The sequence below is a fragment of the Nocardiopsis sp. TNDT3 genome (assembly GCF_003427465.1).
Lineage (GTDB): Bacteria > Actinomycetota > Actinomycetes > Streptosporangiales > Streptosporangiaceae > Nocardiopsis > Nocardiopsis dassonvillei.
Genome location: NZ_QPFC01000815.1, coordinates 1 through 2,392, shown reverse-complemented (window position 1 = coordinate 2,392; position 2,392 = coordinate 1). Strand labels below are relative to the sequence as shown.

Genomic DNA, 2,392 nt, shown 5'->3' with positions numbered 1-2,392 from the left:
GCCCTGTCACGAGAACGGGCGGACCACCGAACCCTCCGACCACGACACCGAACCCTCCGAGCGGCGGGCCACACCCATCACGCGCGCCATCGGCCCCGCCGACCGCGGATCCGACACGGAGTGGCTGGAGAGCCTGGAGTGCGGCACGGTCACGGTCCCCCTGGACCACGACGAGCCCGGCGGCAGGACCCTCGACATCGCCCTGGTCCGCGCGCCCGCCAGCGGCCCGCCGCAGGAGCGCCTGGGCTCCCTGGTCGTCAACCCGGGCGGCCCCGGCGCCTCCGGGGTCCGGGCCCTGGACACGCCCCTGTTCGGCGACGACGTCCGCGCCGCCTTCGACCTCGTCTCCTTCGACCCGCGCGGCGTCGGGGACAGCGGCGGCTTCGCCTGCGGGGACCGGTACGCCCTGGTCGAGGCGCGCCAGGGCGTGGCCGGTACCGACCCCGGCGACCTGGACGCCGTCGAGCTCCAACCCCTGGAGGACGCCGCCCGCAGGTACGCCGGGGCCTGCGCGCAGACCGTGGGGGAGGAGTTCCTGACCCGCCTCGGCACCGTCCACGTCGCCCGTGACCTCGACATCGTCCGCGACGCCCTGGGCGAGGAACGGTTGAGCTTCGTCGGCCACTCCTACGGCGCCCACCTGGGCGCCCTCTACGCCCACCTGTACCCCGACCGCGTCCGGGCGGCGGTCCTGGACGGCGCCGCGGCGCCCGGCACCTCCAACGCGCGGGCCGCCGTCGAGCAGGTCGCCGCCCTCCAGGGCACCTGGAACGCGTTCGTGGCCCACTGCGCCCGCGACGCGGCCTGCCCGTTCGCCGGAGCGGACCGCGCCCCCGGCTCCGGCGGAGCCGGAACCCTCAGCGAGGCCGACGTCCGGGCGGCCGCGCTCCTGCGCGGCCTCGACCGCGTCCCCGCCGAGGCCGAGGGGATCCCGGTGGACGGGCGCGCGCTGACGGCCATGGTGGTCATGGAGCTGTACCGCGAGGACGGCTGGGACCTGCTCGCCGACCTGTTCACAGCCCTCGCCGGGGACGACGCCGAGGGGACCGCGCTCCACCTCGGGCGGCTCCACGACCGCACCTTCGGCGCGTACGCGCGGGCCGGCTCCGACGAGGCCGTACCGGGAACGGAGCACCAGGACCCGGGCGCGGTGTTCACCGCCGTGAACTGCGCGGACCGCGCCGACCCGGCGACCGTGGAGGCCTACCGCGACGCCGCCGACGAGGCGGCCGACCTCGCCCCGCTCTTCGGCCCCGACCCGGTGTGGGACCACCTGCCCTGCGCGTACTGGCCCGAGACGGGGGAGGCCCCCGCGGCGACCGCGCCGGACGCGCCCCCGATCGTGGTCGTGGGCGCCGTCGGAGACCCCGCCACCCCCTACGCCTGGGCCGAGGACCTGGCCGAACGGATGGAGACCGCCACCCTGGTCACCTACGAGGGTGCGGGGCACACCGTCTACGGCACGGGCCGCAGCCCGTGCGTGGACGAGGCGGTGGACGCCTACCTGCTCACCGGCGAGGTCCCCGAACCCGGGCTCACCTGCCCCGGCACACTCGACTGAGGCCCTCGGCCCCGGGCCCACCTGCCCGCCGACCGACACCCGAGCCCGTCCACGCGGCCCGGCGCGTACACTCCAGTCATGGCCGATACGCGCGAGGTGGAGCAGGGTCCGTTCCGGACCGCCCCCGTCCCGGGCTCGGCCGCCGCGGCCCTTCCGACCGTCAGCCTGTCGACCTCCGTCCTCCCGGCGACGCCCCGCACCGGCCTCACGGCCCTGCACGGCCACGGTTAGCGACCTCTCCACGTAGTTCCGGCCGCCCCGGAGGCGGTCGCGCCCGCGACCTCCCGCGCCCCGCGGCTCGTCACCCTCCGCGCGCACCGCGCGCCTGCCCGCCTCCGTCCGAGCCCATGGCGGGCCGGACCGGGGGTTTCCCAGTCCCGCACCACTCCCGAAGGGACCTCCCGTGAAGCTGAGCGAACTGCTGTACGGCCACGACCACCAGGTACTGCACGGAGACCAGGACACACCGATCACCTCGGGGCCGTGCCTGGACGCCGACCGCGTGACCCCCGGTTCGCTCTACGTCGCTCTGCCGGGACACCGCGCGGGCGGTCCCGAGGCACTCGGGGAGGCGCTCGCACGCGGGGCCGCCGCCGTGCTCGTCGAGGGGCCGGACCCGGCCGGACACCGGCCGGCGGACACCGGCGCGTGCGTGGTCCGGGTACCGGACGCGCGGATCGCGACGGCACTCGTCTCGGCGCGCTACCACGGCGAACCGGGACGCGCCATGGACGTGGTCGCCGTCACCGGCACCAACGGCAAGACGTCGGTGTCGTCCATGTACGAGTCGCTGCTGACGCTCTCCGAGGGGGCCCGGGTGGGGGTCATCGG

Annotated in this window: 3 protein-coding genes; all 3 read left to right on the top strand. The window is 76.5% G+C overall.

Annotated features, from left to right (window positions below; genetic code table 11):
• Positions 1-1,561: alpha/beta hydrolase (locus DQW06_RS19885; RefSeq protein ID WP_157983501.1), on the top strand; the 1,561-nt coding region annotated here is incomplete at its 5' end.
• Positions 1,562-1,639: 78 nt separating this feature from the next.
• Positions 1,640-1,792, top strand: a complete 153-nt coding sequence (locus DQW06_RS28975; protein ID WP_156910847.1) for a hypothetical protein — start codon at positions 1,640-1,642, stop codon at positions 1,790-1,792.
• A gap of 172 nt (positions 1,793-1,964) precedes the next feature.
• On the top strand, positions 1,965-2,392 hold a 428-nt coding region (locus tag DQW06_RS19880; protein ID WP_232833090.1), incomplete at its 3' end, for a Mur ligase domain-containing protein.

Bases quoted from the DNA above. Each gene is read 5' to 3' on its own strand.
- DQW06_RS28975 (WP_156910847.1), top strand. From the start codon at position 1,640: ATGGCCGATACGCGCGAGGTGGAGCAGGGTCCGTTCCGGACCGCCCCC.